Origin of the sequence: Mesorhizobium sp. M0016 (assembly GCF_040324035.1) — a bacterium.
Classification (GTDB): domain Bacteria; phylum Pseudomonadota; class Alphaproteobacteria; order Rhizobiales; family Rhizobiaceae; genus Mesorhizobium.
In genome coordinates this window covers 13917-40896 of sequence record NZ_JAMYVM010000018.1, presented here as the reverse complement: position 1 = coordinate 40896, position 26980 = coordinate 13917, and the positions used below count along the sequence as shown (strand labels likewise).

The window sequence follows — 26980 nt, the reverse complement described above, 5'->3', positions numbered from 1 at the left end:
GATGGCTTTCTTGAACAGCAACTCGAACTTTCGGCACGGACACTGCCAGCTTCGGCAATCTCCACCGGCGAGGCAGCGAAAGACCCGCTCGTAACCGCTACCGAGTTTCGCAATTGCAGCAAACAATGGTCATCTGGTTTGATCCGGGCTTCGGATCCAGACAAGGGGTACCGCTTTCCTGGAGGCGCATCGCCACCTGTACAGGTTCACAATCATTCGACCGTGACCGATTTTGCGAGATTGCGCGGCTGGTCTACATCCGTCCCCATGAAGAGCGCCGTGTGGTAGGCTAGAAGCTGTATCGGGAGCGAGAAGATCATTGGCGCGATAATCTCGTCGACAACCGGCAGCACGAGCGTGTGCATGGTTTCGAGTTTCGATACGGCTGCCCCTTTTTCATCGGTGATGAGGATAATCCGCCCTCCACGGGCAGCCACTTCCTGCATGTTGGAAACGGTCTTGTCGAAGAGACGGTCATGGGGCGCGATGACGATCACTGGCATGTTCTCGTCTATCAATGCGATCGGCCCGTGCTTCAATTCACCCGCTGCATAGCCCTCGGCATGGATGTAGGAAATCTCCTTGAGCTTCAGCGCACCTTCCATCGCTAGCGGGAAACTGGTGCCACGGCCGAGATACAGGACGTCACGACACTTTGACAGTTCGCGCGACAAGAACTCGATTTCCGGCTGGATGCTCTCGAGTACGTGGCCCATCACGCGCGGCAATTCGGCGAGGCTCCTGACGAGCGCCTGCAGCTCGTCTTCGGGGACGGTCCCGCGGGCTCTGGCCGCGCCGATGGCGAGTGCTGCTAGGACGGCAAGCTGGCAGGTAAAAGCCTTGGTAGAGGCGACGCCGATCTCCGGTCCGGCAAGGATCGGGAAAACCGTATCGGCCTCCCGAGCGATGGTCGATTCGCAGGCATTGACGATAGCGCCAATTTTCAGCCCACGCTCCTTGCAGTACCTCAATGACGCAAGCGTATCGGCGGTTTCGCCGGACTGCGAGATGAAAAGAGCCGCCGACTGCGGCGGCAACGGGATCTCGCGGTAACGGAATTCGGACGCAACGTCGATTTCAACCGTCAGGCGCGCATAGCGCTCGAACCAGTATTTTCCGATCAGTCCGGCGAAATAGGCGGTCCCGCAGGCAGAGATCGCCAAGCTCGGGACCTTGGCGAAATCAATGCCAGGAACCATGTCGCGACTGTCTATGATGTTAATGTAATGACGGAGAGCATGGGCGATGACCTCGGGCTGCTCGTAAATCTCCTTCTCCATGAAGTGGCGATGGTTGCCCTTGTTGGCCAGATCGGCCGCGGCCGTGGAGATATGGCGCGGACGCTCGACGGGACGGCCGTCGATATCGAAGATATGGGCGCCCGAATTGCCGACAACGGCCCAGTCGCCGTCGATGAGATAGGTAATTTCATTGGTGAAGGGAGCAAGGGCGATCGCGTCGGAGCCCAGGAACATCTCGCCGTCGCCGTGACCGATCGCGAGCGGTGGTCCGTTGCGCGCCGCCGTGATGGTCGTCGGTTCATCTTCGAAGAGGATGGCAAGCGCATAGGCGCCCTTGACGCGTTTCAGCATGGCACGCGTGGCCTCTTGCGGCCTCATGCCCTCTCGGCGGTATCTTGCCAAGAGATGCCCAACGACCTCGGTGTCGGTGTCGGTCTGGAACTCGGCGCCATCCGCCGCCAATTCGTCCTTCAGCTCGGTGAAATTCTCGATGATGCCGTTATGGACTACGGCGACACCGTCGCTAAAGTGCGGGTGCGCATTGCGTTCGGTCGAGGCCCCGTGGGTTGCCCAACGCGTGTGGCCGATGCCGACGTTGCCGCTCAGCGGCTCTTCCTTCAGTCGCGTCTCGAGATTGACGAGCTTGCCCTCGGCGCGCCGGCGGTGCAAGGCACCCTCGATGATCGTCGCAACGCCGGCGGAATCATAGCCGCGATATTCCAAACCCTTCAACGCGCCGATCAACCGATCCGACACCGGCTGTTGCCCAACGATGCCAACAATCCCGCACATGTTCGTCTCCGCATCTTTGCGGGCAGCACCAGCCCACGCGAGACGGATACCCGTCCGGCCGCTTTAAGTGGCGGCCTTGTAGTAGTAATCCATAATATTGGTAAAATTGATTGTTGTGATAACTACCATCCACCCGATGGATAGGTCGGCCGCTGTGGGGCCACGACCCAAACTTCTATTCGCGCCTGACGCTCTTATGAGGATCGCAAACTCACACCCGCGGCTGCCGCCGACTTGGGCATCGGCGATGGTCTGTCTTGGCGACAGCCTGAGTTCGCTTCAGGACCGTCGTCGTCTCGCGCGGCTGCCGGTGTCAGTTGACGATAACAAAATGTCCGCCGGGGGCGAGCGCCTCGCGCACGGCACGTGCCAGCCGCGGTCGGTCCGGGACGCCGTCGAAGGCGTTGGCCGTGAAGACGAATTCGACGGGGCGTGACACCAGAGTAGCGAGTTCCTAGCGCGTAGCCGGCGACGAATTCGCAATTGGTCGCGCCGGCGCCGGTCAGCCGGCGCTGCGCGGCCTCCAGCTGGTCGGCGTAGTGCGACGACATGGCGGGCGATTGTGGCGATCGGCACAGCCGCCCCGCAACAGAGGTCGACCACCTCCATGCCCGGCTTCAGCCCGGTTGTCGCAAGCGCCATCTTCGCTGCGGTCGCGCTTGTCATGCTGCTCTTTCCTAGCCTTTGCAAGAACACGAACCTCGGCTTCGGTCGGAATGGCAACGTGGCGAAGGGCGACCCGATCTGCGTCAAGCTCATCGCCACGGAAGAGGCGAATGATAGGCAGCCCCACTACCGCCTGATCACCACCGGCGGCCGCCGATGTTCCCAGCATTCGCGTTCCAAGGTCGGCATGTCGTGCTCCTCGCTGGCATAGCCGAGGCAGAAATAGCCGATCAGCGTCCATTCGGGCGGCGTGTCGAGAATTTCGGCCATCTCGGTCGCATCGAGGATCGACACCCAGCCCATGCCGATGCCCTCCGCCCGCGCCGCCACCCACAGTGTGTGCACTGCCATGACGGCCGAATAGTCGATGGTCGCCGCCATGGTCATGCGACCGAGTCCATGGCCTTGTCGGGTCGTGTGGTCGGCGAAGACCGCAAATTGACAGGGCGCCTCGTCGAGCCCGGCAAGCTTCAGCCGGGCATAGAGTGCGGCGCGCTCTCCCGAAAAGCGCGTGAGCGCCTCGGCATTGCAGCGCTCGAAGCAGTCTCTCACGGCAGTGCGCCGCTTGAGGCTCTCGACCACTACGAAGCGCCAGGGCTGGCTGAGGCCAACGGAGGGCGCAATGCTGGCGAGCTCGAGCAGGCGTTCCAGCGTACCCTCTGGCAGAGCCGTTGGCTCGAAGCGCCGCACATCCCTGCGCCAGCGCAGCAGCGTGATCAGCCCGGAGCGAAAATCGTCGGTGAAATCTGGAGGTGACGGCATGGCGGTCTCGTTAGGTATGGATTGGGCACTAGGGAGTACAGTGTGGACAGCCTCTGCCTATTGCCAAGCTGGCTTGTTGCGTCCGACAATCGCGTCATGCGACCCCAACCGCAAACGATAGAAAAATCTTTCCTGGTGGGCGGCGCTATTACGATGCAATCGACCAAGCCAGTTTCGATCAGCTCGCAGGGCGGTGAATCGTGTACCAGGCCGTTGCTAAATGCGCCATTGACACTCAGGCGCACCCGTATCGCTCACCAAGCCTCGGAACGAGGAGAACGTCGGCCTGGAACGCGGAGACGGCGACAGGCGTCTCAGCTTGCATATACTCGTTCCTACAGCACCGCCTGCAACCAGTTTGCTTCCGACCACGACCGGCCTCGACGTCCCCGAAGATTCCCAGGTCATTCGGCAGATACCATCGTCTGACGTCATAGCGCCGCAGCGGACAGCACCAGCTGCCCAATTTCATTTGGGGCATCGCTGAGCTTCCAGTCGCCACCGCAATTTCGTCTTCCAGCAGCGTCAGGCATGACCCAAAATTGGAGCTCATCCCTCTCACGGTCAATTCGCGCTTGAATTACATGTTCTACTTTCGTTCACTGTTCGGACGACACATTAGAAAGAGCTGGAATGGAACCTATCATCAGCCCTACGACAGCCGCCAAAGGCGGCCGCTGTTCAAGCCCGCCGAAAAGTTTGGATGCCGTTCACAAGGGGAAAGCATTGGTGGGACCATGCCGGAACCATCTACCTCTTTGTTCTTCTCGGAGAAACATCGCCCGGGCCAGTGGTCTCTCGGAGAGTAAAAATAACTGACGCGCATCAGGGCTCGCGCATCGCGATGAGCATCCCCAGTTACTGGCACATTCTACAATCAGCTACCAACTGACAAACGTATGGCAGGAGACGGATGAGACGTGGACGGTGTTCGACCGTCGTACCGCAGAGTCGCCATGTCGCATTTAGGAGGTCCTAATATTTGATGCGAATGGCTGGGGACGTTGCTCACCCTCAACTCGGAGGTGACCGTTACCATAAACAGCGGATGGGCTGGTGCCGTCATGAAGTTGGAAGGCGACTTGCCTCCTCTAGCCGTTTTCGCAACCTATCCCGTCGCCGTCTCGGTCAAGATCATAGATATCGGTGCCTACGACAGAGACCGGCCCGTGTACGTATGCGGGACCATTGCCCTTTCCGGAGGAACAGTCGACATCGCTGGCGATTGGAACACAGGCGCCTGTGTAGTTAGGGTCGCAGGATTCTTGGCCATGAGCGCTGCTGATGAATAACGCCAGAACCAGAGCGACCGCGCCTAGACGACCAAACCCCATCAAATACCCGCCAGCTAACACCCAAGAAATCTTAGCGGGCATTTTAGCTCCATGCAATATTAGCGCTGGCTTGGGCGCCTATATATCACCACCAAGCTCCAAAGAGATGAGTTATTGCCCGACTGCAATGATCAAGATCGCGTTGAGGGTCGCGCGATGGCGGGCTACTTGATTTCGGTTTGGCAGATGCGTGGCCAAAGACCGACGCGTGCTGCCAGGGATATGCATCTGCGGCGGGGTTTGACTTTTGGTATTGCTAGGCAGGAAGGTCGCTTGCATACAGAGGAGCTTATTGCCGAGGTTGAGAATCCTAGTACCGATCGATGGTGGTGCATCCCACAGCAGTCTGATTTGCGACAGCCGTCGTCGAGCCGGAGTGCGCATCGCCCTCTTCGGTGAGGCCTCCGCAAGCGTCTGCGACGACCGACAGAGTCGACAAGCACGCGCTTCGTTCAGCGCCCCGAGGTGATCATGGCTGAAAGCGGTCCTACAAGGGCGGGCGATGTTAGCCTTCAAGGCCGACAAGAGGCAAACGCTATGGGATCGTGTGCAGGGCGAGGTCGGCGTCCCGGTCCCGAAGGAGCATAAGAAGGACAAGGCGGAATGGCTGAAGCCGGGACAGGTCGGCCGGGTCACGAGGAGAAGGGCGACGAGAAGCTGCGCCTCGCAAGGCTACTGGATTACTGGGAGGCTAACCAAAGAGCGCGGCCAGTCTTGGGTATATTGTACGATTGTTACCCAAGCGGCGGCCGCATGGACTCTCATCATCGTGGAACTACATTGCCACAATGGCACAGCTCTTTGAATCCGCCCCAATGAGCGCTTCATTTCAGATGATCGTCGACCACTACGAGACAGCGGTTTCACTCCAGGAGCGCATTGTAACTCGCGCTCGACAACGCGGTTTGTCAACGAAAAGCGATGACGAATTTCTGGAGCATTTGAATGCGGCGTTAGAGCGGGTGCGCCAAACCCTGGCTGGCGCCGATCAACGCAGTTAAAATGGGGACATCCGCGGTCCGCAGGCATACAGTGTGCCCATCCACGGCAACTCTAAGGGCGTCCGTCGGCTGTGAGCGATCAACATGCTTCCGCCCCAATAGGGAGAGGGAGCTATGACAGATTCCAGTTCACAAACTCACACTGCCGCGCAATGCGACACCGGCCAAAATTCCATCTATCGCAATTCGCTGCTGCTTCGAATGTGCTCGGCAGATTTGGCCTTGCTGCAACCTCATTTGGAAAGCGTCTCCCTTGGACTGAAGACGCATCTCGAAGTGGCGGGGTCTCCAATCAGAACCGTGTACTTCTTCGAGAGCGGTCTCGGGTCAGTGGTGGGCGAACTGCGGCCTGGTATTGAAGCTGAGATCGGAATCATAGGTTTTGAGGGTATGACCGGCTCAGCGCTTATCATGGGCGATGACCGGTCAACGCACGATTGTTACGTCCAATTAGAAGCCCGAGCCTTTGTTATCGACGCGGGCCTCTTCACCAAGGCGCTTTTGACAAGCCCAACCCTGCGAAGTTTTCTGCTCCGCTACGTTCACTACTTTCACCTCCAGGCAAGCTTCACCGCGCTCAGCAATGCCCGGATGAACATCGTCGATAGGCTCTCAAGATGGCTGGTGATGTGTGATGATCGCGTCGAGGGGAACAGCTTTGCGATTACGCACGAGTTCTTATCAGTTATGCTCGGTGTCAGGCGGCCCGGCGTCACCATAGCGCTGCAAACCTTGGAGGGCCAAGGTCTGATACGCTCAAGGCGAGGAGAGGTAGTCATTCTTGATCGCGCGCGTCTAATTGCGCTGGCAGATGGGTCATATGGCAGGGCTGAAGCCGAATACGCTCGGCTAGTCGGCAAACTGCATTGACCGCAGGCGCCGCGGCGTCCGTAGCGCCGCGACGGTGATCGCCAACGAATGTGCTCGAACAGGAGATGGTCGATTTCCTGCATTGGAGTCATGTCCGGGTAAGCCGCCTAGACAGAGCCTTCACCGCCGACGTTGCCGAGCATCGGGATCCAAGACGAAGCTGTCATGCCGGCACCGCTGCATGCGCCACGCGAGGAACAAACCGCCCCTCGCAGTCGTTCAGGATTGCGAAGCACGATACGGCTGTGCACCACCTTCCGGTGACTCCAAAGGAGACCCGAGATGACTCGGTCCGTAGAGGAGCTTTTCGAAGAGCATCTGAGGCTTCGCGTGGCAGGCGATCTCGAGGAAGCTGGAGCAATGGCGAGACTCATTGCGCCAGCCGCATAGCCTTATCTTGCCTCACAACGGGAAGGCTGTTTCGGGACTTTTCGAAATCAGCGGAGCACAGGCTCGCCATGGAAGCGGCGGCGCGATGGAGGAGAAACGCCGAAGCCAACTTCCATCATCAGCCGTGGCCTGTGCGACGGCACGGTGCCCATATGGAACCCGAACGGATCCTCGACGAAACCGAAACCGGCCTTGCCGGTCAGCGTGACCGGACTCTGCTTGCCGTAGACGTCCAGAATCTCTTGCGCTGGATGGCCGACGACAAGCGTAAATTGGTGCTTGAGGGCGCGGCGATCATGGCTGCCGCGAACATAGATATGCGGGCCGGTCCCCTCGTCGACGGGCACTAGATAGAAAAAGAACTTCAGCATCCGCCAGTCGTCCAGGTCGAAATGGTATTTGCCGAGCGAAGCCAGGTTCTTGTCGGCGTCCGACGCCTGGCCGGTCGGGAAGCTCCACCAGACGCGCGTCGTGATCAGCGTCGCCTGGCCGCCGAGATAGTGCGCGGCGATATCCATGAGCAGCGGATCTTTTTGGATGGCAACGGCCGACTTACAGCCCAGAATGCGCTCGAAATAATGGCCGCTGAGCAACGGACGGCCAAATCGCGCCTCAGCCTCGGCATGCTCCGCCGGCATGAATTCGAGTCGGCGATCGAAATTGCCGAAACAAGGTGTGCACCTTGCGAATGCGGCTACATCTTCAGCCACCATTGCAGGCAGGACAAGGCCGGGAAAAAGCCCATCCATCCGCAGCGCGTCGACAACGTCGTGGCAATTGACACCGGCAAACATCGTGTCCTGGGCTCTTTGCGGCCTTCGGACCGGCTTTGCACCACGCCAGTGCATCCTCCGTGCCGGCATGGTGCGCGCCAACATGAACATGGGCAGCCACGCCGGATTTTCGCGAATATCCGACAGGTAGGTCGGAATGCGTACGGCTATGCGACGCAGCATGCTGCCGTTTCGCGCGATTGTCTCAAGGCTTGCAGCGCCGGCTTTGTCGGAGTTCATAACGGTCATCGGGGTCCTCAGGTCATGAATGCACTTATCGACGAAGTTGGGTCCCGGTGTTTCGCCGAAACCCGATTCGCCGCGGAAGAACTAGGCGGTTGCCACGTTTTGTGCAACGCACCATTGCAGTGAGAAATGGAGGTTGCGCGTTCGGATAAGACAATCGCAACCACCCCAACTACCTCAGGAACTGTCTGTAGCCGCCGCCCATCAGGTAGCGGCCACGTTGGATGGCGCGGCGTACCTGATCGCGAAGATGGCCGCCTGGATGACGCCAATCTTCTTCGACACGGCGTCTCCCGAACAAGGCAATGGCGACCTCCTGATGAGATGCTCCCGCGAGCGAGCCATCCAAAGCCTGCAGTACAATACGCAGACGCGCTCCGCGGTGTTCCGGCGGAAAGCAAGCAGCTGACACGCGGCGGCAATCATTGATGTCGTTCAGGAACTGAAGGGCAGCGACATGGAACTTGAGGTGCTGCGGCTGAAGGATTGCGTCGACATATAGCCGCAACGGGCGGAGGACGGACGCACCGGAAACGGCGATCTGCAGACTCCGGCAGTTCTCCCTCAGCAGCACGTGCTGCATGCCCGCAGCTGTCAGCAGGATGTCCTTGCAGCATGAGAGCGATGAAAGGTGAAGCGGTTCAAAATCGTGGTCGAGCCCCAGCGGCTCCGCGGCCGCTCGTAGAATACAGGCGCAATCGCGCGGATCCCAAAAGACCCTCGCCGATGTAGCGTCCGACTGTGGCGCGTCCGCGAAAAAGGAGGCTCCATTGTCTTAGGAAAGCTGATTCTGCCGTCAACTCGATTATCTTCATGTCGGCCTGGGCTCCGACAAAGCAGGCGGACGGTGCCATTTTGGCGTGGTCGCGCTGGAATTGTGGATTGCGCCGAAGAAACTCCCAGGCCCAGCCAGTGCGTGGCAATCGTCTGGCGTAGTGGTAAGCGTCCTGGCGACGCCAGTCCGGCCAGCATACAAGGCCGACCGTCGCTTCCTTGGGCAAACCAGCATCCTTCATGGCACAGGTGTCCACAATGGCGCTATGCTGACGGGCCTAGAACCGGTTGCCACAGTACCGGTCCGCTCAGACGTCCCCTGCTGCGGATTCGCAAAAGGCTCGCGTGGGAAATCTCGAGAAACCCAGCCACCGCCTCCGTTTTGCCGACGCACTTGGGTTCTCCGATGCGCGACAATGGCCACGTAGCAAGGCGGAGGATCCGCTCCATGCGCGTGTCCGTCACCGTTACGATCCGGGTCAGATCCTTGGCCAAGCCGAACTCGATCATGCCCGCGAAGAGCTCGTAGGTCGCCTGGGCCAGCCCGCCCGCTGCCTTGGGCGCCGACGGAGGAAGATCGAGCGCGAAACGACTGCTCTCCCATATGTCGGTGGTCGAGGGCACGACGTCAGCACCCAGCAGCACCGGGAAGGTGTCGCGCAACATTGTGGGTCCGGTGCTGGGCAAAAGACGCACGCAACCGCGAATTCGCCAGTCGGATCCTTTGAGGAGCAGATAGACAGGCTTGAGAGCATCAAACGGATCGGATTCCATCTGGTCTTCGGTATCAACTTCCCAATCGAGCCTTTCCTTGAAGACCCGAAACCTGAGCCCATGCATCTCTTTGAGTTCGCCTGCAAACTCGTTGTAAAAGTCTGGTGCTATCAGTTGCATCATGGTCGCCTCCATGTGGGATGTGTTCCCGCCATCGAAGGGCAAAGCTGACATCGATGCAGCCTGTAGAGGTTTACAGGTATCGTGGCTGAGAATCAGGATCTCGTAGGCCGGAGGCAGCCATTCGTGCAACGGCTTGGTTGATCGTTCGAACGCCAAACTTTGCCTTGGCGTTTTCCAGATGAAAGGTCACGGTGCGCTTTGAGACGCCGAGAAGCTGGCTAGTATCCCAAGCCGACTTGCCGCGCGCCGCCCATTTCAGGCACTCGAACTCCCGCGGGGTGAGCGTTACACCATCCACCACGCGATGATCGGCGAGCCTGCGCCGGACATGTATATGAAAGTTGATGGCCACCAGCTGCAATGCTTTTTCGTAACGTGCCAGTGACCGCAACAGAGGCGGACGGGACTCGTCGGAAGCAAAGGTCAGGGCAGCAAACCGGCCGAGATGATCATGCATGGACATCGTCAGGCCGCCGCAGATGCCAAACTCAGCCGCACTCTCTAGAATTTGTTGCTGCGAATTCGGCAGACAGTGCCGAGCGCGATCCACACCCCAATCGAATGTATCCCAGCCTTGCAGCCCGCGCAGGATGACCGGATCGAGACTGTGGTACCGCTGTTGCAGATAACGTGACGTCCAGGATGAAGGATAGTTTGAAATCAATTGGGGGGCGTCGCCGGAGGCTGACGGGTAGGTGAAATAGGCGAATAGCGGGAAGTCGAAGCCGGCTGCAGCGGAGGCCATTGCCTCACAGAGATCGGCAGCATCAACACTTGCAGACAGTTGCTCGACGAAGTTCTCAAACACGCGATGCATGTGTCCTGTGCGTAACCTCCGTAACGCTCAATGCCAGGCAGAGACCTTGTTTTAGATGATCCCGGACGAATACGGCGCGTGCCGAGAACGTGGCTAATCTGTTGAACCAATCCGAAATAGTCTGACGTTGTCTATGAGCCGTGTGCCGCCGAGCCAGGCGGCGGCAAGCAACCGTGCCGGTCGATCGAGGCTTGTTATCGGCTGCAGATCTGCCTCATCGCGAAGTTCCAGGTATTCGACCTCGCGATAGCCTGCAGTCAGAATTGCTGCGCGAGATTCTGCAAGCGTTGGCATGATGGGTGAGCCGCGCTCAAGCCGCTCAGCCGTCTTGAGCAGGACCGATGATAGCTTGGGAGCAACAGCGCGTTCCGCTGGCGAGAGCCGCACATTGCGCGATGATAGCGCAAGACCGTCGGCTTCACGGACTGTCGGACAGGCAACAATGGTGATTGGAATATCGAGATCCCGGGCCATGCGCCTGACCAGGTGAATTTGCTGAAAGTCCTTTTCGCCAAAGAAGCCGAAGTCAGCGCTGGTCTGCAGGAAGAGCTTGGCGACGACGGTCGCCACGCCGTCGAAATGCCCCGGCCGGAATGTACCGCACAGGCCTTCGCTGACACCGCAAACCGAAACGGTGGTAGCGAAGCCCGCCGGATACATCTCCTCTGCATCTGGCGCATAAAGCAGGTGCGCGCCAACCGGTGCCAGTTTGGCGGCATCCTCGTTCTCGGTGCGGGGATACGCGGCAAGATCGGCCTGGCTGTTGAATTGCTTCGGGTTGACGAAGAGCGTCACTATCACACGGTCTGCCTTCTCGAGTGCAGCGCGCACCAGGCTGAGATGGCCCTCATGCAGGACGCCCATCGTTGGCACCAGGGCTATCCTCACACCTTCGCAGCGCCATGCGGCGACGCTTTCGCGAAGGTGGTCAACGCTCCTGACGATCGGCACGCTCACGCTGCTTCTCCGCTCTTGGTGGCGTCCGTGTCGGCGGGCTTGGGCGCATCGGCAAACACGTGCTCTGCGGCGGGAAACTGGCGCTCCTTCACCTCGCGCGCATAGGAAGCGATCGCAGCCGCAGCCGCCTCCCGGAGTTCAGCATAACGCTTGACGAACTTGGGCCGGAAGTCGCCGAAGAGGCCCAGCATGTCGTCGACGACGAGAATCTGGCCGTCACAGGCTGCCGAGGCACCGATGCCAATGGTCGGGGTCGCCACCTCCTTGGTGATCCGGCGGGCGAGCGCCTCAGGAACCTTCTCCAGGACGACCGCAAAGGCGCCCGCTTCGCCCACCGCAATTGCGTCGCGCCTGATGCGCTCGGCATCCCCGCCCCTGCCTTGTACGCGGTAGCCACCGATGGTGTTGATGGCCTGCGGCGTCAATCCGACATGGGCCATGACGGGCACGCCGCGTGCGGCGAGGAAGCCGATCGTCTCTGCCATCGCTTCGCCGCCTTCGAGCTTGACGGCCGTGCAGCCGGTCTCGGCCATGACGCGCGCGGCATTGCGGAAAGCCTGCTCTGGGCTTTCCTCGTAGGAACCGAACGGCAGGTCGACCACCATCAGCGCCTGCTTGATGCCACGGCGCACCGCCTGGCCGTGCGTGATCATCATCTCCAGCGTGACACCGAGCGTCGAGGGCAGGCCGTGGAGAACCATGCCGACGCTGTCGCCGACGAGCACCACATCACAATGGGGATCGACAAGCCGGGCGACTGGGGTGGTGTAGGCGGTAAGGCAGACGAGCGGCGTCCCACCTTTGCGCGAACGAATATCCGGCGGTGTGATCGCCCTGGTGTCACCATAAGCGCTCATGGGACCCTCCTTCCCCTACGTTACCAGCTGCGGCTGTCGCCTTTGGCACATTTTTGTGCAGGTGCGAAGAGCAAAAAAATGGCCATGCAGCTGCGGGGTGTTGACGTGCTAATTGGCACGCTTACACTAAATCGATTAAGGTGCCCCCGAGCTGGCCAAATAATGGACGATCAGGCAATAGGACTCAGGAAAGACAGAGCCGCCGGCAAGGCCGACAACGTCAAAGTGGACTTGATCGCCTTTGTGGTCGCCGTAAACGGCAGTCAACCCTGTGTCCTCACCATCGGCCAGGCGGACACCTTGCCCTCCGGTCCCTTTGCGCTTGAGCACCGATCGCTGCAATCCGGCTTGAGGGGGTGGGTCGAGCAGCAAACCGGCCATCGGCTGGGGTACATTGAGCAACTCTACACGTTCGCGGATCGGGATCGCATCGGCGCCGAGCGCCAGCAGCGCGTCATCTCCATCAGCTATCTCGCATTGACGCGCAAGGAACAGGCAGCGGGCTCGCCCAAGTGCGGATGGCAGAGTTGGTATGAATATTTTCCATGGGAGGACCACCGCTCCGGCACGCCTGCGGTCGTGCTGGACGTTCTGCGGCCGCGCCTGATCGAATGGGCAAACGGCGTTGGCGATTCGGCCACGCGACGTGAACGCTGGCAGCGGGCGACGATAGCCTTTGGCTTCGACGACCGCCTTTGGAACGAGGAACTCACGCTTCAACGCTATGAGTTAGTCTACGAAGCAGGCCTGGTCCAAGAGGCCGTAAGAGGGCGGGACGCAGGACCCCCGCCGCTGGTGCCCAGCAAGTCCATGGTCGCCGATCATCGCCGCATCGTGGCGACCGGCATTGCGCGGCTGCGCTCCAAGATCAAATACCGCCCAGTCGTCTTTGAGCTGATGCCGCCGGTCTTCACGCTTTTGCAGCTGCAGCGAACCGTGGAGGCGCTCGCCGGCAGGCTCATCCACAAGCCGAACTTTCGCCGACTGATCGAACAGCAGGAGCTGGTCGAGGAGACCGGAGAGGCCACCACTGAGACCGGCGGCCGGCCAGCGAAGCTTTTCCGTTTCCGCCACGCCGTTCTCGACGATAGGCTCATCGCCGGGACAAAATTGCCGCTGGCGCGGGGTTGACATCCCTTATACTCACAGCAAGTATATGCTGGTTATTTTCAGTTAGAGTATAAGCGGGAGGGGTCTATGGGCGCCATGCTGCCTACGGCCGCGTTGCTCTACGAGCGCGTCCGACGAGTGATCCCGCCGATCGAATGGCCGGCTTTCGCCGAGGATATCAAGGCGATCCTTGCGCTGAAGCGCGAGCGCAACGCGATCATCCTGGCGCACAACTATCAGACGCCCGAGATCTTCCACTGCGTGGCCGACATCGTCGGCGACAGCTTGGCACTAGCCCGCACGGCTGCGACGGTCGAGGCGCAAGTCATCGTGCTGGCCGGCGTCCATTTCATGGCCGAAACGGCCAAGCTCCTTAATCCGGGCAAGACCGTGCTCATTCCGGATCTCAGCGCCGGTTGCTCGTTGGCGGACTCAATCACGGCAGAAGACGTGCGCTTGATGCGCCAGCGTTATCCCGGCGTTCCGATCATCACTTATGTAAATACGTCCGCCGAAGTGAAGGCCGAGTCGGATATCTGCTGTACATCCGGCAACGCCAAGGCGGTCGTCGAATCCCTTGGGGTTCTCCGGGTGATCATGTTGCCGGACGAATATCTGGCCCAGAATATCGCCGCCCAGACAGATGTGCAGATCATCGCCTGGAAAGGGCGTTGCGAGGTGCATGAGCGCTTTACACCGGCCGACATCCGCGAGTTGCGCGAAAGCCATCCCGGCGTGGTCGTGCTCGCCCATCCCGAATGCCCGCCCGACGTCGTGGCTGAAGCAGATTTTTCCGGCTCGACGGCTGCCATGTCCGACTATGTCGAAAGGCAAAGGCCGCCACGTGTCGTGCTGATGACGGAATGCTCAATGAGCGACAACGTCGCGTTAGCGCACCCAGAGGTCGAGTTCATCCGGCCCTGCAATTTGTGCCCGCACATGAAGCGGATCACGCTTGCCAACATCCGCACCGCGCTCGAGCAGAACCACCATATCGTAACCGTCGAACCCGGGATCGCCGGGCGCGCGCGGCTAGCGGTCGAACGGATGTTGGCAGTTTGAGCGCCGACCTCCGCAGCTTCTTCGGGCGGCCCATCATCATCGGCGGCGGCATCGCCGGACTGATGACCGCGCTTCAACTGTCGCCGGAGCCGGTGCTTCTTCTGTCAAGGTCGCTGCTGGGAGCTGACAACTCGAGCAACTGGGCCCAGGGGGGCCTGGCTGCAAGTTTCGGCGAAGACGACGATCCGGCAATGCACCTGGCCGATACGGTTGCCGCAGGGGATGGTCTCTGCGACAGAGACGTGGCGAGCCGCATCCTCCAAGCCGCGCCCAAGGCCATAGAGGGGCTTGCGGGCTTTGGGGTTCGCTTTGACCGCACGCCGGAAGGATCACTGTGCCTCGGATTGGAGGCCGCACACAGCCGACGTCGCATCGTTCATGCGCATGGGGACGGCACCGGGCGTGAGATCATGCGTGCGCTGATCGCGGCTGTGCGTTCCACTCCGTCGATAGTTGTCGTGGAGGGCGTGGAAGCGCGCCGGCTCGCCGTGCGAGAGAATGCGATCCGAGGCGTCTGGGCGAGCTGTTCGATCGCACCTTTCTTCTTCGGCTCACGGCGGGTCGTCCTCGCCACCGGTGGTATCGGGGGACTGTTTCTCGACACCACGAACCCTTGGGGCAGTTGCGGACAAGGCCTTGCGCTTGCGGCCCGCGCTGGAGCTGTCCTAGCCGACCTCGAATTCATCCAGTTCCACCCGACCGCCCTTGACGGCCCAGAACGCCCTATGGCGCTGGTCAGCGAGGCTGTGCGAGGCGAAGGTGCTGCCCTGATCGATGAAACCGGCCAGGCTTTTCTCCAGAGCGTGCCAGGGGCGGAACTTGCGCCTCGCGATGTCTTGGCCCGCGCCGTGTGGAACCATCTTGCGGACGGCCACCATGTTTTTCTCGATGCCCGACAACGGCCAGGCCCGGCATTCGCTCGACATTTCCCGACAATCGCATCAGCCTGCCTTGGAGCGGGCATCAATCCCGCGCGCGATCTCATCCCCATTCGTCCGGCCCAACACTACCACATGGGTGGCGTTGCCGTGGACAGCTCGGGCAGGACCTCCGTCAAGGGGCTGTGGGCCTGCGGCGAAGTCGCTTCGACAGGACTGCATGGCGCCAACAGGCTCGCCAGCAATTCCTTGACCGAGGCAATCGTGTGCGCCCGCTGGGTCGCTGAAAGCGTCGCCGGAACGCCTGCGCGCAGAACAAGGCCTGCGTTTGCGAATGTTTACCCACCGCCCGCTCCGATAGCCGTGCGCGTTTTTCTGTCGCGCGCACTCGGCATCGTCCGGGATGGTCAAGGGTTGAAAGCAGCCGCGCGTGCCTTATTGCCGCTCGCCGAAAGCAAGGATGCGGTCTCGGATCCGGCGGCTGTCGGGCTAATGATTGCTGTTGCCGCCTTGATGCGCGAAGAAAGCCGCGGCGCTCATTACCGGACAGATTTTCCTCATCATGCGATTGCCGCCCGACGGTCCGAAATCACGCTCGAAGCCGCCTTGGCGGCTGCGCGGGAACTCGGACACTCGCCAAGTTCCGAAGGTGCAAAGTGATGATGCTCTCACCGCTCCCCACGGTCCTGCTTGAGCCGCTTGTCCGGGCATCTCTTCTTGAAGACCTTGGCAGAGCCGGCGACTTGACCACGGACGCCATCGTCCCGAAGGAATACCAAGCGGGAACAGTGTTGGTGGCGCGACAGTCCGGAGTTGTCGCCGGCATCGATCTGGCGATGCTCGCTTTCGGCATGATTGATCCTGGTGTCGAAATCTCCGTGGAGCGGGCAGACGGCTGCAATGTCGTGGATGGAGAGGTCATTGCATCAGTGGTTGGCCCGGCCCGAGCCATTCTCACAGCGGAAAGGACGGCACTCAATTTTTTGTGCCATCTGAGCGGCATCGCCACAGCAACGGCATCGATCGTCGCTGCGGTTCGTGGATATGGCGCGAAGATCGTCTGCACCCGCAAGACAACGCCCGGATTGCGGGCAGTCGAAAAGTATGCCGTGCGCGCAGGTGGCGGGTCCAATCACCGCTTCGGCCTTGACGATGCAATTTTGATCAAGGACAACCACATCGCCATCGCAGGCGGCGTCCGGCCAGCGCTCGAGCGAGCACGAAGAGCGGCCGGTCATCTCGTCAAGATCGAAGTCGAAGTCGATACTCTGGCCCAGTTGGAGGAGGTACTTGGCTTCGCTCCCGATGCGGTTCTGCTCGACAACATGTCCCTCCCCGATCTTCGCCGCGCCGTCGCAATGGTCGGTGGCCGCGCTATCACCGAGGCTTCTGGCGGGATCACGTCGCATACAGCGCGAGCGGTTGCCGCGACCGGCGTTGATCTGATTTCGGTCGGCCGACTCATCCACAGCGCGCCGATCCTGGATATCGGCCTCGACCATCGGGGCTCATGATTGTCTGAGTAACGAACAGGATTGGGTCAACTGTCCTGTCCGATCATCATAGTCAGATAGCAAAGACCCGCAAGTCATACCGGAGGAACAGCATGGAGATGCAAACGGCAAGTTCAACGCAGACATCGCCACCGGCTCAATCCCCTGACCCGCCTGACCCTGGAGCGTGGACCTTGGAGAAGGCTCAGGCACTTTACCATGCCCCCTTCAACAATCTCCTCTTCCTGGCGCAAACGGTGCACCGCCAGAATTTCGATCCAAACAAGGTCCAGCTCAGCCGGCTGCTCAGCATCAAGACCGGAGGATGCCCGGAGGATTGTGGCTATTGCAGCCAGTCGGCGCGTCACGAAACCGGGTTGGAGGCGTCCAAGCTGATGGAAGTCAGGCGCGTCATCGCCGAAGCGACCAAGGCGCGTGATGCCGGCGCCAGCCGTTATTGCATGGGCGCGGCCTGGCGAAACCCCAAGGCGCGCGACATGGATGCGGTGGTGGCGATGGTCGAAGGCGTCAAGGCGCTGGGCCTGGAGACCTGCATGACACTCGGCATGCTCGATCTTGAGCAAGCCGTGCGACTGAAGCAGGCGGGTCTCGACTACTACAACCACAACATCGATACGTCAGAACGCTACTATAGCGAGATCATCGGTACGCGGAGCTTTGCCGAGCGGCTCGAGACGCTCGAGCACGTTCGCAAATCCGGCATCAAGGTCTGCTGTGGAGGCATTGTCGGCATGGGCGAGGAGCCGGTGGACCGGATCGACATGCTGGTGACGCTGGCCAATCTGCCGGAACATCCGCAAAGCGTTCCGATCAACATGCTGATCCCGATCGCCGGCACGCCGCTTGCAGACGCCAAGCCCATAGAGCCGATCGAATTCGTGCGCGTGATCGCGCTGGCGCGCATCATGATGCCGAAATCGCATGTCCGTCTGTCCGCCGGCCGCACCGCGATGACCGACGAGATGCAGGCGCTGTGCTTTTTTGCCGGCGCCAACTCAATCTTCTTCGGCGACACGCTGCTGACGGCGGACAATCCCGGTGAGGACAAGGATACCCTGCTGTTCCGGCGCCTTGGCATCGATCCGATGGAACTCGAGGCGCAATGAACGGGGCGCCGCTTGCCCGTTATGATGCGACCTTGCAGGGGCTAGCGCGCAAGGACCGGCTGCGGACGCTTTCGCCCCGCGCCGGGCTGGACTTCTCGTCGAACGACTATCTCGGGCTGGCCGCGTCCAGAAGACTTGGCGATGCGGTTGTGGCGGCGATTGCGCGGGGCACGCCGGTTGGCGCCACCGGGTCGCGGCTGTTGCGCGGCAATGCACCGGAACACGAGCAGCTCGAGGCAGACGCGGCGGCATTCTTTGGAGCCGACCGCGCGCTGTTCTTCGGCAGCGGCTACATCGCCAACTTCGCTCTGCTGAGCGCCCTGCCGCAGAAGGGCGATCTTTTGGTCCTCGATGAGCTCGCCCATGCAAGCATGCATGAGGGTGCGCAGGCCGGGCGCGCACAGTTCGTGCTGGCCGCGCACAACGACGCCACCGCTGTCGAGGATGCGATTACACGTTGGCGCGTCGCAGGCGGCATGGGATGCGTCTGGATCGCGGTGGAAAGCCTTTACAGCATGGATGGCGACTGCGCGCCTTTGGAGAGCCTGGTCGCGCTTGCCGATCGGCACGGCGCATTCATCGTCATTGATGAGGCGCATGCCACCGGCGTCTGGGGACCGGACGGCCGGGGGCTTGCCGCCGCTTTCGAGGGCCGCGACAACATCATAGTGCTCCACACCTGCGGCAAGGCGCTCGGCGCATCTGGTGGGCTCGTGACCGGGCCGAGGGCACTGTGCGAATATCTGATCAACCGTTGCCGGCCATTCATCTACGCGACCGCGCCATCGCCACTGATGGCGGTCGTGGCGCGCGAGGCACTCGCAATGCTGGCCGACGAGCCTATGCGGCGTGTTCAGCTTCATGAACGCGTCGCCAGCGCCGGCCGGTTGGTCAATCGCTGGGGTGTGACACCAAGTGGCTCTCAGATCCAGCCCTTAGTAATCGGCGATGTCAGGCGCACCATGGCAGTGGCGGCGCGCCTGCAGGCCCGCGGCTTCGACATACGCGGCGTTCGTCCTCCGACCGTGCCCGAGGGCACGTCGCGGCTGCGCATCTCACTGACGCTCAATATTGGCGAAGCCGACATTTCCGCCATGGTCGAGGCGCTGGTCGAGGTGTTGGCCCAAACATCACCGGAGGCGATATGACCCAACGCATTGTCATCACCGGAACGGATACCGGAGTTGGCAAGACCGTGTTTGCGGCTGGGCTCGCCGGTTTGCTGGACGGCTTTTACTGGAAACCGGTGCAATCGGGCCTCGAGGGCGAGACCGACAGCGAGGTGGTCGCGCGGCTTGCCGGCTTGCCCTCAGAGCGCGTGCTGCCGGAAGCCTACCGCTTGCGGAGCCCGCTGTCGCCGCATCGTTCGGCCGAGATCGACGGCGTGGCGATCAAGGCTGCCGATCTTGCTTTTCCCGTCCTACCGACGCCGCTCGTCATCGAAGGCTCCGGCGGCCTGATGGTGCCGCTCAACCGGCGCACAAGGTTCATCGACATCTTCGCTGAATGGCGGCTGCCCGTTATTCTGTGCGCCCGCACCACGCTCGGCACCATCAACCACACCTTGCTCTCGGTCGAGGCGCTCCGCGCCCGCTCCATCCCGTTGGCGGGCATCGCTTTCATCGGCGATGAGATGGCCGATACGCAACGGACCATCGTGGAATTCAGCGGTGCGCCGCAGCTCGGCAGGCTGCCGCACCTGGATGTGCTGACGGGCAAAACACTGAGGGACGCAATGGTTGCCGGCTTCGCCTTCGCCTCGATTGCTGGAGGTGACTGATGTCGCAGTCTCATGTGTGGCATCCCTTCACCCAGCACGCGCTCGAGCCTGCGACCCCAGAAATCGTCCTGACTGAGGGCGCCTATCTCCACAGGGCCGACGGCGCCCGCATCCTGGACGCCATCTCCTCCTGGTGGGTCGTCACACATGGCCACCGCCATCCCCGCATCATGAAGGCAATCGAGACAACCGCGTCGAGCCTCGACCAGATTATCTTTGCGGGCTTCACGCACGAGCCGGCAGAGCGCTTGGCCAAGGCGCTTGTCGGCCTCGCTCCCGCTGGACTCGACTGGGTGTTCTATTCCGACAGTGGCTCGACCTCAGTCGAAGTCGCGCTGAAGATGGCGCTCGGTTATTTCCGCAACATCGGCGCGCCGCGCTCGCGCATCGTCGTCATGGAGCACAGCTATCATGGTGACACGATCGGAACGATGAGCGTCGGTGCGCGTGGCGTGTTGAACGCCGCCTACGAACCCTTGCTGTTCGAGGTCGACATCATCCCCTTTCCGGCCGCGGGGCACGAGCAGGAGACGCTGGATCGTTTCCAGGCTGTGACCCGCGATCGACGAGCCGCAGCCTTGATCGTCGAGCCGCTGGTGCTGGGCGCCGGCGGCATGCTGATGTATCCAGCATCGGTTCTGGCCGAATTGAAGAAGATCACTGAGGCCTCCGGCACGCTGCTGATCGCCGACGAGGTGATGACCGGCTGGGGACGCACCGGAACCATGTTCGCCTGCGAGCAGGCATCGATTTCTCCAGATATCCTGTGCACCTCCAAAGGCTTGACCGGCGGCACCATCCCGCTGGCCGTAACGCTTGTCACCGATGCCATCTTCCGGGCGCACTATTCCGAGGACCGGAAGAAGACGTTTTTCCATTCGAGCTCCTACACCGCCAATCCGATTGCCTGTGCGGCAGCACTCGCCAATGTCGAGATCTGGCGCGACGAGCCAGTGGCCGAGCGGATCACGGCCTTGAGCGTGATGCAGGCCGTCGGGCTGCAACGCTTTCGGGACAATCCATATTTTGCCGGCTGTCGAGCCACGGGAACGATCGCGGCGCTCGACCTGCGAACCGGTTCCGCAGGTTATCTCGCCGAGATTGGTCCGAAGCTGCGCGCCTTCTTCCTCGAGCGCGGCCTGCTTGTGCGCCCGCTCGGCAATGTCCTCTACCTTCTGCCACCCTATTGCATCGCAGACGACGAGCTCGAACGAGTCTATGACGCCATCGAGGAGGCCGGGGAACGCTTCGGGTCAAGGCCATGAGCAAGTCGTCGCGCATTCTCGGACTTGGCCATCACGTGCCTGGGCGCAAGGTGGCCAATGCCGAGATCGAGAGCAATCTCGGCCTCGAGCCGGGCTGGATCGAAAGGCGTACCGGAATCCGTTCGCGCTTCTGGGCAACGGACGAAGACACGCTGTCGGGTCTTGCCACCCGGGCTGGCGACATGGCGCTGGTGAACGCCGGTATTGCGCGCCACGACATCGGTCTGCTGTTGCTTGCCACCTCGACGCCCGACCATCTTCTGCCGCCCAGCGCGCCGCTGGTCGCACACAAGCTTGGCCTTGGCCGCGCAGGCGCGGTCGATCTGACCGGCGCCTGCGCTGGCTTCATCTATGCGCTCATGTTTGCGGACGGGTTCACCCGCCTGCATGGCAAACCAGCGCTGGTCATCGCCGCCAACATTCTCAGCCGCCGCATCAATCCAGCCGAGCGCGCGAGCTCAGTCTTGTTCGCCGATGCCGCCGGCGCCCTGGTGATCGGTCAGTGCGATGATGCTGATCGGGGCATTCTCGGTGCCTCGGTGGCTTCGGACGGCTCGCGCTACGGGCTGATCCAGATTCCCGCAGGAGGAAGCAACACGCCGTTCCATGGCGACCTCGACCTCGGGCAGACCCGGATGACGATGACCGACGGGCCCGAAATATTTGCAAAGGCCGTCGAGATGATGACCGATTGCTCGACAACCGCGCTAGCCGCTGCGGGAGTGCGGCCACACAATGTCGGCCGGTTTGTGCCGCATCAGGCCAATACTCGGATTTTCGGCGCGGTCGGAAGAAACCTCGGCATCGCGGACCAAGCAATTGTCAAGACGATTGCCGAATACGGCAACTCTTCGGCCGCGACGGTCCCGCTGTCGCTCTCGCTCGCCAACCAGATGAAGCCATTCCAGCCAGGAGAGAAAATCCTTCTGGCGGCGGCCGGTGCGGGTCTCAGCGGCGGCGCTCTCGTGGTTGGAATCTAGTCGGCCGGCTCACGCGCGCAGGACTGGTCATGAATGGCAATAGGTGCAACAGAACCAATGCCAAAATGGCCTTCTGAAGTTCGACATGACCAAGCTGACGCAGCACGACCCGTGCGAGCCTCTGGATGAGTTCAAATGCAACACCCGTTGCACCAACCGTACCATCTGAATAAAGCTCAATTACAAAGGGTGAGCCGCCCCATATATGTCGGATACCCGACATTGTTCACATAAAAGGCTCGATGCTTACACGCTCTTTTCTGGCTGCTCTTTGCTGTCTTCTCTTTTCTCTTTGCTCTTTGCTCTTCCGTCTTGACTAGCAGGAGCCTGCGGCTTATCTCATTGCCGCGTTAGCACTCGCTTCGGCTGAGTGCTAGGCATGCTCCGGCAACGGAGCACCGTTCAACATCCGCACCAAGGAAATCCAAAAATGGCAAAGTCGAATTTCCGGCCGCTGCATGACCGCGTGGTCGTACGCCGGGTCGAATCCGAATCCAAGACCGCCGGCGGGATCATCATCCCGGATACGGCGAAGGAAAAGCCGCAGGAAGGAGAGATCATCGCCGTCGGTTCAGGTGCTCGCGACGAAGCCGGCAAGCTGGTCCCGCTGGACGTCAAGGCCGGCGACCGCATCCTGTTCGGCAAGTGGTCGGGCACCGAAGTCAAGCTCAATGGCGAAGACCTTCTGATCATGAAGGAATCCGACATTATGGGCATCATCGGCTGATTATCGGCCTCACCGTCAACTGAATTTCGGGCTTGATCGCAAGCCCCTGCCAGGAGCTAAAAATGGCTGCTAAAGACGTAAAATTCTCCCGCGATGCCCGCGAGCGCATGCTTCACGGCATCAACATCCTCGCCGACGCGGTGAAGGTCACGCTCGGTCCCAAGGGCCGCAACGTCGTCATCGACAAGTCGTTCGGCGCACCGCGCATCACCAAGGACGGCGTCACCGTCGCCAAGGAAATCGAACTTTCCGACAAGTTCGAAAACATGGGCGCGCAGATGATCCGCGAAGTTGCTTCGAAGACCAACGACATCGCCGGCGACGGCACCACGACCGCGACCGTCCTGGCGCAGTCGATCGTCCAGGAAGGTAACAAGGCGGTTGCCGCCGGCATGAACCCGATGGATCTGAAGCGCGGCATCGATCTGGCCGTCACCGAAGTCGTCGCGGCTCTCGGCAACGCTGCCAAGAAGATCAAGACCTCCGAGGAAGTTGCCCAGGTCGGCACCATCGCCGGCAATGGCGACGAGTCGGTCGGCGCCATGATCGCCGAAGCGATGCAGAAGGTCGGCAATGAAGGCGTCATCACGGTTGAGGAAGCCAAGACCGCCGAGACCGAGCTGGAAGTCGTCGAAGGCATGCAGTTCGACCGCGGCTACCTCTCGCCCTACTTCGTCACCAACGCCGACAAGATGGTTGCCGAGCTCGAGGACGTCTACATCCTGCTGCACGAGAAGAAGCTGTCCAACCTCCAGGCCATGCTGCCGGTTCTCGAAGCCGTCGTGCAGACCTCCAAGCCGCTGCTCATCATCTCGGAAGACGTGGAAGGCGAGGCTCTGGCCACGCTGGTCGTCAACAAGCTGCGTGGCGGCCTGAAGATCGCCGCCGTCAAGGCGCCGGGCTTCGGTGATCGCCGCAAGGCCATGCTGGAAGACATCGCCATCCTGACCGGTGGCCAGGTCATCTCGGAAGACCTCGGCATCAAGCTCGAGAATGTCGGCCTCAACATGCTCGGCCGCGCCAAGAAGGTGTCGATCTCCAAGGAGAACACCACCATCGTCGACGGCGCAGGCAAGAAGGACGAGATCCAGGGCCGCGTTGCCCAGATCAAGCAGCAGATCGAAGAGACCACGTCGGACTACGACAAGGAGAAGCTGCAGGAACGTCTGGCGAAGCTCGCGGGCGGCGTTGCGGTGATCCGCGTCGGCGGTGCGACGGAAGTCGAAGTCAAGGAAAAGAAGGACCGCGTCGATGACGCCCTCAACGCGACCCGCGCGGCCGTGGAAGAAGGCATCGTCGCTGGCGGTGGCGTTGCCCTGCTGCGCGCTTCGGCCAACATCAAGGCCACCGGCGTCAATGCCGACCAGGCCGCCGGCATCAACATCGTTCGTCGTGCGCTGCAGGCTCCGGCCCGCCAGATCGCGGCCAACGCCGGTGCGGAAGCATCGATCGTTGCCGGCAAGATCCTTGAGAACAAGGGCGCGACCTTCGGCTACAACGCCCAGACCGGCGAATATGGCGACATGATCGCCATGGGTATCGTCGATCCGGTCAAGGTCGTTCGTACCGCTCTCCAGGACGCGGCCTCGGTCGCCGGCCTGCTGGTCACCACCGAAGCCATGATCGCGGAGGCTCCGAAGAAGGAGTCGGCTGGCGGCGGCATGCCTGGCGGCATGGGCGGCGGCGGCATGGGCGGCATGGGCGGCATGGGCGGCATGGATTTTTAATCCAGCCCCTATCAACTTACAGCGGACAGGGCGGCAGCAATGCCGCCCTGTCCTTGTGTGTCGAACATGATCGACACCTTGGAGGTACAGTCCCCGAGGATCTCGTTCGAACCTTGCGCACCAACGCAATATGGAGGAAAAAAACGCTCGGCCGATTTGGAGTTGAAGGATTTCGCTCAGCAGCGGAACAGTTGGGTAGGAACCAAGACAAAAGGTGGCCTCGACCTACAAATTTGCTGGCATTTCAGCGGTATGGATGTCTCTGAGGCGTCCTCTGAGGAGGACGAGAAACGCGGCTGAGGCGATCCTGCCGACGCCATGCTCGACCACGCGGCCCTTTCAGGCCAATAGCGGTCATGCAGCGTCAGCCATAGCAGCGCCAGGCCGGTCTCATCGATCTTACCCTCGCGATAGTCGAGTCAAGATTTTGGCGCGCACGCCGCCGCAAATCCTGCGGCCGAGTGCCGATTGTGACGCTACCCAGCACCACAGGATGGCGGCTCGTTCTCTCGGGCAAAAGATACTCCCTGTGTTAGCTTCCGCGTTGTGTGCTTGCCCTCACCTTGGGGGGTATACATCAGGCCCTGTTTATCGAGAAAGCATCGAATGCGGCAGCGACAGCGCGAATCCCAAAGCGATGCTCCCGCCGTACGCGGACAAAGCCGTTTTCGAATTCCACTATTCCGTCCTTGGCCAGCATCGCCAAACGCTCATCTGAACCGCGAAGACGGATCGGATCAGATCCGTGGGCGACACAGATTGCCGGCACGTCAGCCTCGAAATCGCACATTAATCGCTCGATGATTGCGGCTCTCACGCGATCGTCGTCTGTGAGGCGATGGCCCTTCGAAGTCGCCAGTCGGCCAGATGCGATGCGCTGGATGTAGGAATCCCGCGTACCTTCATTTTGGACGTACCCTTCGCCCATGCGGCCGATAGCGGACGCGCCGAAACCGATCAGGGTTCTGCAGGTGTCGGCCGAGTAGCCCAACGAGTTACGCCGCAGGCGACCGGTTTCCTGGGCCAGCGCGAGCTCGTCGTGCGGCAAGGCGAAATGGTCGAGCCCGATCTCTCGGTAGCCGGCGGCAATCAGCGTTACGGCGACAGCCGCATACTGTTCAGCGCGGGCAGTGCTGTCCGGCAGAAGTTCCTCCTCGATGAGGCGTTGATTCTTTATTTGGGATGGGATGTGCGAGTAGCCGAACACGGCAAGCCGGTCGGGGCGCATGGCGGCCGCTACCCTCACTGTCTCGACGCACGACTCCGCCGTTTGACGCGGCAGGCCGTAGATGAGGTCAAAGTTGATCCGGTTTATTCGATGCCGGCGCAGCATTTCCAGGGCAGCTGACGTCTGGGCCTCGCTCTGGATTCGGTTGATCGCTTTTTGAACAATGGGATCGAAGCTCTGCACGCCGAGGCTAGCGCGGTTGACGCCGGCCGCTCCCAAGGCTTCTGCCATTTCGGGCGTGAACGTGCGTGGATCGATCTCGATGGCGACCGTAGCTGTTTTCGAGATGGCGAAGCGGCGTCGCAGGAACTCCATCAAAGCGAGGAACTCGGCGGGTCCGATGAGAGACGGCGTTCCGCCGCCGAAATGTATGTCGCTCACGGGCAGCCTCTGCGGCACTCGCTCCGAAACCAGACGGATCTCGTCACGCAGGGCCGCCAGATAGTTGAGGATGGGCGCATCATGGCGGGTGATGGTGGTGGGGAAGCCGCAATACCAGCACGCTGATCGGCAGAACGGAACGTGCAGATAGAGTGACACCGGATCATCAGCCGGCAAGTTCCCGAGCCATTCCTGATAAGCCTCGGCCCCGAGCGCCGCAGAGAACTCCGACACAGTGGGATAGATAGTGTACCAAGGCAGCCGGGCCTCTCGATATTTCGTGGTCTGCAAGGGCACAATCCCATACTGATAACGACCAACCCTACCCACTGCGCTCGCCTAGGTCCTTGCGCTATGTCAGTCCGTTCCGTTTGGGCTCGAATCTAGATCTTTTTAGCAACGGGGGCCGTTCAGTCTTAGGCTGGACAGCGATGGTCTGAGCACCTGGTCACCCACTGATGATGGTGATCCGACAGACCCTCACGCGCCCCTTTTGTTCGACTATCCCTTCCCTTCACCTGCGCCTCGGAGATTCTGCTGAGCGCAGCTGCCGCAATGGGCGAGACATACGGGCTTGGGACCAGATTTTGCTCGCCAGATCGTGCCGGCCCCCTTAGTGAACTCTGCCATGTCGATGAGCTCGTTGTTTGAATTGCTAGCAAGATGCATTAGCTGTGGCGCGCCGCTTTCAGCACGAGAACCTGCTCGATGCGACAGTCCGGTCCGCCGCAATGCCAAGGCAGGCGCCCTACTGGCTTTGGTGCAAGGCTGCAGCGCGTAGTTGTCGGCCATCAGCTCGCCAAAATGACGGCGTCGTGCCGAGCGGTGCCGCCGCATGATGCCTC

At 61.0% G+C, this 26980-nt stretch carries 25 protein-coding genes; 14 read left to right on the top strand and 11 right to left on the bottom strand.

Annotation, left to right across the window (positions count from 1 at the left end):
- Positions 1–212: 212 nt before the first annotated feature.
- From glmS to bluB, 3 genes are all read right to left on the bottom strand, one after another.
- A complete protein-coding gene (gene glmS / locus NKJ88_RS23130; protein ID WP_352445653.1) occupies positions 213–2033 on the bottom strand; it encodes a glutamine--fructose-6-phosphate transaminase (isomerizing) in 1821 nt (606 codons plus the stop codon).
- Between the two features lie 313 nt (positions 2034–2346).
- The gene (locus NKJ88_RS23125) at positions 2347–2472 is read right to left on the bottom strand and encodes a class I SAM-dependent methyltransferase (protein WP_352445651.1); all 126 of its coding nucleotides are present in this window, start codon (positions 2470–2472) and stop codon (positions 2347–2349) included.
- Between the two features lie 353 nt (positions 2473–2825).
- Positions 2826–3461 carry a 5,6-dimethylbenzimidazole synthase gene (gene bluB / locus NKJ88_RS23120; RefSeq protein ID WP_023807046.1) on the bottom strand — a complete coding sequence of 212 codons (636 nt, stop codon included), beginning with the start codon at positions 3459–3461 and terminating at the stop codon, positions 2826–2828.
- 1004 nt (positions 3462–4465) lie between these two features.
- Here bluB and NKJ88_RS23115 point away from each other — a divergent pair.
- From NKJ88_RS23115 to NKJ88_RS23105, 3 genes are all read left to right on the top strand, one after another.
- Positions 4466–4753 carry a hypothetical protein gene (locus NKJ88_RS23115; protein WP_352445650.1) on the top strand — a complete coding sequence of 96 codons (288 nt, stop codon included), beginning with the start codon at positions 4466–4468 and terminating at the stop codon, positions 4751–4753.
- Between the two features lie 830 nt (positions 4754–5583).
- The gene (locus tag NKJ88_RS23110; protein WP_352445649.1) at positions 5584–5796 is read left to right on the top strand and encodes a hypothetical protein; all 213 of its coding nucleotides are present in this window, start codon (positions 5584–5586) and stop codon (positions 5794–5796) included.
- Between the two features lie 114 nt (positions 5797–5910).
- Complete coding sequence (locus NKJ88_RS23105) at positions 5911–6666, top strand: Crp/Fnr family transcriptional regulator (RefSeq protein ID WP_352445647.1); 756 nt, start codon at positions 5911–5913, stop codon at positions 6664–6666.
- A 437-nt stretch (positions 6667–7103) separates the two neighbouring features.
- On the opposite strand, the gene NKJ88_RS23100 is transcribed toward NKJ88_RS23105, so the two are convergent.
- The 7 genes from NKJ88_RS23100 to panB form a co-directional block, all read right to left on the bottom strand.
- Positions 7104–8078, bottom strand: coding sequence for a hypothetical protein (locus NKJ88_RS23100; protein WP_352445645.1), 975 nt, complete (start codon positions 8076–8078; stop codon positions 7104–7106).
- Positions 8079–8247: 169 nt separating this feature from the next.
- The gene (locus NKJ88_RS23095) at positions 8248–8658 is read right to left on the bottom strand and encodes a DUF2285 domain-containing protein (RefSeq protein WP_023673629.1); all 411 of its coding nucleotides are present in this window, start codon (positions 8656–8658) and stop codon (positions 8248–8250) included.
- A gap of 58 nt (positions 8659–8716) precedes the next feature.
- A complete protein-coding gene (locus NKJ88_RS23090; protein WP_352445644.1) occupies positions 8717–9091 on the bottom strand; it encodes a transcriptional regulator domain-containing protein in 375 nt (124 codons plus the stop codon).
- A gap of 22 nt (positions 9092–9113) precedes the next feature.
- On the bottom strand, positions 9114–9746 hold the full coding sequence (locus tag NKJ88_RS23085) for an acyl-homoserine-lactone synthase (RefSeq protein ID WP_031206361.1): 633 nt from the start codon (positions 9744–9746) through the stop codon (positions 9114–9116).
- A 70-nt stretch (positions 9747–9816) separates the two neighbouring features.
- The gene (locus tag NKJ88_RS23080) at positions 9817–10563 is read right to left on the bottom strand and encodes a LuxR family transcriptional regulator (RefSeq protein ID WP_352445642.1); all 747 of its coding nucleotides are present in this window, start codon (positions 10561–10563) and stop codon (positions 9817–9819) included.
- A 93-nt stretch (positions 10564–10656) separates the two neighbouring features.
- Positions 10657–11520: a pantoate--beta-alanine ligase gene (panC, locus tag NKJ88_RS23075; protein WP_352445640.1), complete on the bottom strand. Its 864-nt coding sequence runs from the start codon at positions 11518–11520 to the stop codon at positions 10657–10659.
- Positions 11517–12377 carry a 3-methyl-2-oxobutanoate hydroxymethyltransferase gene (gene panB, locus NKJ88_RS23070; protein WP_023707031.1) on the bottom strand — a complete coding sequence of 287 codons (861 nt, stop codon included), beginning with the start codon at positions 12375–12377 and terminating at the stop codon, positions 11517–11519. Before panB ends, panC begins: the two co-directional genes overlap by 4 nt.
- 162 nt (positions 12378–12539) lie before the next feature.
- Here panB and NKJ88_RS23065 point away from each other — a divergent pair, with 162 nt between their 5' ends.
- From NKJ88_RS23065 to groL, 11 genes are all read left to right on the top strand, one after another.
- Positions 12540–13508: an NUDIX hydrolase gene (locus tag NKJ88_RS23065; RefSeq protein WP_023673634.1), complete on the top strand. Its 969-nt coding sequence runs from the start codon at positions 12540–12542 to the stop codon at positions 13506–13508.
- A gap of 66 nt (positions 13509–13574) precedes the next feature.
- Entirely contained in the window at positions 13575–14549 is a 975-nt protein-coding gene (nadA, locus tag NKJ88_RS23060; RefSeq protein WP_352445638.1) for a quinolinate synthase NadA, read from the top strand.
- Positions 14546–16087, top strand: a complete 1542-nt coding sequence (locus NKJ88_RS23055; RefSeq protein ID WP_352445636.1) for an L-aspartate oxidase — start codon at positions 14546–14548, stop codon at positions 16085–16087. Before nadA ends, NKJ88_RS23055 begins: the two co-directional genes overlap by 4 nt.
- On the top strand, positions 16087–16941 hold the full coding sequence (gene nadC, locus NKJ88_RS23050) for a carboxylating nicotinate-nucleotide diphosphorylase (RefSeq protein ID WP_023807057.1): 855 nt from the start codon (positions 16087–16089) through the stop codon (positions 16939–16941). The genes NKJ88_RS23055 and nadC overlap by 1 nt, the downstream gene beginning before the upstream one ends.
- Before the next feature lie 98 nt (positions 16942–17039).
- Positions 17040–18047 (top strand): biotin synthase BioB, encoded by a 1008-nt coding sequence (bioB, locus tag NKJ88_RS23045; RefSeq protein WP_502904768.1) that lies wholly within the window; start codon positions 17040–17042, stop codon positions 18045–18047.
- Positions 18044–19195, top strand: a complete 1152-nt coding sequence (locus NKJ88_RS23040) for an 8-amino-7-oxononanoate synthase (RefSeq protein ID WP_352445632.1) — start codon at positions 18044–18046, stop codon at positions 19193–19195. The genes bioB and NKJ88_RS23040 overlap by 4 nt, the downstream gene beginning before the upstream one ends.
- Positions 19192–19827 carry a dethiobiotin synthase gene (gene bioD, locus NKJ88_RS23035; protein WP_352445631.1) on the top strand — a complete coding sequence of 212 codons (636 nt, stop codon included), beginning with the start codon at positions 19192–19194 and terminating at the stop codon, positions 19825–19827. The genes NKJ88_RS23040 and bioD overlap by 4 nt, the downstream gene beginning before the upstream one ends.
- On the top strand, positions 19827–21092 hold the full coding sequence (locus NKJ88_RS23030; protein ID WP_352445629.1) for an adenosylmethionine--8-amino-7-oxononanoate transaminase: 1266 nt from the start codon (positions 19827–19829) through the stop codon (positions 21090–21092). The genes bioD and NKJ88_RS23030 overlap by 1 nt, the downstream gene beginning before the upstream one ends.
- On the top strand, positions 21089–22072 hold the full coding sequence (gene bioZ, locus NKJ88_RS23025; RefSeq protein ID WP_352445627.1) for a 3-oxopimeloyl-[acyl-carrier-protein] synthase BioZ: 984 nt from the start codon (positions 21089–21091) through the stop codon (positions 22070–22072). Before NKJ88_RS23030 ends, bioZ begins: the two co-directional genes overlap by 4 nt.
- 430 nt (positions 22073–22502) lie before the next feature.
- Positions 22503–22799, top strand: coding sequence for a co-chaperone GroES (gene groES / locus NKJ88_RS23020; protein ID WP_019863563.1), 297 nt, complete (start codon positions 22503–22505; stop codon positions 22797–22799).
- A gap of 62 nt (positions 22800–22861) precedes the next feature.
- Complete coding sequence (gene groL / locus NKJ88_RS23015) at positions 22862–24526, top strand: chaperonin GroEL (RefSeq protein ID WP_352445625.1); 1665 nt, start codon at positions 22862–22864, stop codon at positions 24524–24526.
- A gap of 577 nt (positions 24527–25103) precedes the next feature.
- Here groL and hemN read toward each other — a convergent pair.
- A complete protein-coding gene (hemN, locus tag NKJ88_RS23010; protein WP_352445623.1) occupies positions 25104–26426 on the bottom strand; it encodes an oxygen-independent coproporphyrinogen III oxidase in 1323 nt (440 codons plus the stop codon).
- Between the last annotated feature and the right edge of the window lie 554 nt (positions 26427–26980).

What these genes read in the sequence shown, in the direction of transcription:
- nadC (WP_023807057.1), top strand. Translation starts at nt 16,087, where the DNA reads ATGATGCTCTCACCGCTCCCCACGGTCCTGCTTGAGCCGCTTGTCCGG.
- NKJ88_RS23100 (WP_352445645.1), bottom strand. Translation starts at nt 8,078, where the DNA reads ATGACCGTTATGAACTCCGACAAAGCCGGCGCTGCAAGCCTTGAGACA.
- NKJ88_RS23110 (WP_352445649.1), top strand. Translation starts at nt 5,584, where the DNA reads ATGGCACAGCTCTTTGAATCCGCCCCAATGAGCGCTTCATTTCAGATG.
- bioZ (WP_352445627.1), top strand. Translation starts at nt 21,089, where the DNA reads ATGAGCAAGTCGTCGCGCATTCTCGGACTTGGCCATCACGTGCCTGGG.
- NKJ88_RS23085 (WP_031206361.1), bottom strand. Translation starts at nt 9,746, where the DNA reads ATGATGCAACTGATAGCACCAGACTTTTACAACGAGTTTGCAGGCGAA.
- NKJ88_RS23065 (WP_023673634.1), top strand. Translation starts at nt 12,540, where the DNA reads ATGGACGATCAGGCAATAGGACTCAGGAAAGACAGAGCCGCCGGCAAG.
- NKJ88_RS23080 (WP_352445642.1), bottom strand. Translation starts at nt 10,563, where the DNA reads ATGCATCGCGTGTTTGAGAACTTCGTCGAGCAACTGTCTGCAAGTGTT.
- bioD (WP_352445631.1), top strand. Translation starts at nt 19,192, where the DNA reads ATGACCCAACGCATTGTCATCACCGGAACGGATACCGGAGTTGGCAAG.
- NKJ88_RS23090 (WP_352445644.1), bottom strand. Translation starts at nt 9,091, where the DNA reads ATGAAGGATGCTGGTTTGCCCAAGGAAGCGACGGTCGGCCTTGTATGC.
- panB (WP_023707031.1), bottom strand. Translation starts at nt 12,377, where the DNA reads ATGAGCGCTTATGGTGACACCAGGGCGATCACACCGCCGGATATTCGT.
- NKJ88_RS23105 (WP_352445647.1), top strand. Translation starts at nt 5,911, where the DNA reads ATGACAGATTCCAGTTCACAAACTCACACTGCCGCGCAATGCGACACC.
- bluB (WP_023807046.1), bottom strand. Translation starts at nt 3,461, where the DNA reads ATGCCGTCACCTCCAGATTTCACCGACGATTTTCGCTCCGGGCTGATC.
- NKJ88_RS23040 (WP_352445632.1), top strand. Translation starts at nt 18,044, where the DNA reads ATGAACGGGGCGCCGCTTGCCCGTTATGATGCGACCTTGCAGGGGCTA.
- NKJ88_RS23095 (WP_023673629.1), bottom strand. Translation starts at nt 8,658, where the DNA reads ATGCAGCACGTGCTGCTGAGGGAGAACTGCCGGAGTCTGCAGATCGCC.
- bioB (WP_502904768.1), top strand. Translation starts at nt 17,040, where the DNA reads ATGCAAACGGCAAGTTCAACGCAGACATCGCCACCGGCTCAATCCCCT.
- glmS (WP_352445653.1), bottom strand. Translation starts at nt 2,033, where the DNA reads ATGTGCGGGATTGTTGGCATCGTTGGGCAACAGCCGGTGTCGGATCGG.
- groES (WP_019863563.1), top strand. Translation starts at nt 22,503, where the DNA reads ATGGCAAAGTCGAATTTCCGGCCGCTGCATGACCGCGTGGTCGTACGC.
- groL (WP_352445625.1), top strand. Translation starts at nt 22,862, where the DNA reads ATGGCTGCTAAAGACGTAAAATTCTCCCGCGATGCCCGCGAGCGCATG.
- NKJ88_RS23030 (WP_352445629.1), top strand. Translation starts at nt 19,827, where the DNA reads ATGTCGCAGTCTCATGTGTGGCATCCCTTCACCCAGCACGCGCTCGAG.
- nadA (WP_352445638.1), top strand. Translation starts at nt 13,575, where the DNA reads ATGGGCGCCATGCTGCCTACGGCCGCGTTGCTCTACGAGCGCGTCCGA.